Annotated in this window: 1 protein-coding gene; it reads right to left on the reverse strand. The window is 69.2% G+C overall.

All coding sequences use genetic code 11. The annotated features are described in order from the left end of the window. The coding region (locus tag ACK4TH_RS12820; protein ID WP_409626996.1) for a GGDEF domain-containing protein at positions 1 to 626 on the reverse strand (626 nt) is incomplete at both ends.

Genomic DNA, 626 nt, shown 5'->3' on the forward strand with positions numbered 1-626 from the left:
GTCGTTGTAGCGCTTGAAGTGGTCCACGTCGAACATCACGATCGCCAGCGGCCGCTTCTGCCGCGTGTGGCGCGCAATCTCCTCGCGCAGGCGTTGGTCGAAATAGCCGCGGTTGGCGATGCCCAGCAGCCCGTCGATGCGCGAGAACGCCTCCGGCTGCCGATTGGCCGCCTCGAGCTGAGCCGTGCGCTCGCGCACGCGTTGCTCCAGCCGCGCGTTGGCCTCCAGCAGGTCTTGGTTTTGTGCGGCCAGCACGTGGTAGAGCTGGCCCACCATGCGCAGCAGGTTGGCCACCCGGCGGTCGAGCGGGTCCTCCTCCTGCGCCCAGGACTCGGCCGGGTCGGCCCCGGCGCGGATGCGCGCCAATTGCCGCGCCATCGACTGGTCCACACCCATGATGTGCAGCCCCAGCCAAGAGGTCAGAAAACCCATTAGCGTGTCACCCGGCTGGCGCAGATGGCCGCGCGCATCCCACATCGAGCGCACCTGCTCGACGAACTCGTGGTGCAGGCGTGTGTGCAGTTCGCGGTGGCGCACGTCCACGCCGGCATCCGCCATCAGGCGCTCCTCGTCCTCGTGGTGGTGGCGCGCGGGGGCGAGCGGCGCGTCGTAGATACGCTGCTGCG

Source organism: Tepidimonas sp., from assembly GCF_046292505.1.
Taxonomy (GTDB): Bacteria; Pseudomonadota; Gammaproteobacteria; order Burkholderiales; family Burkholderiaceae_C; genus Tepidimonas.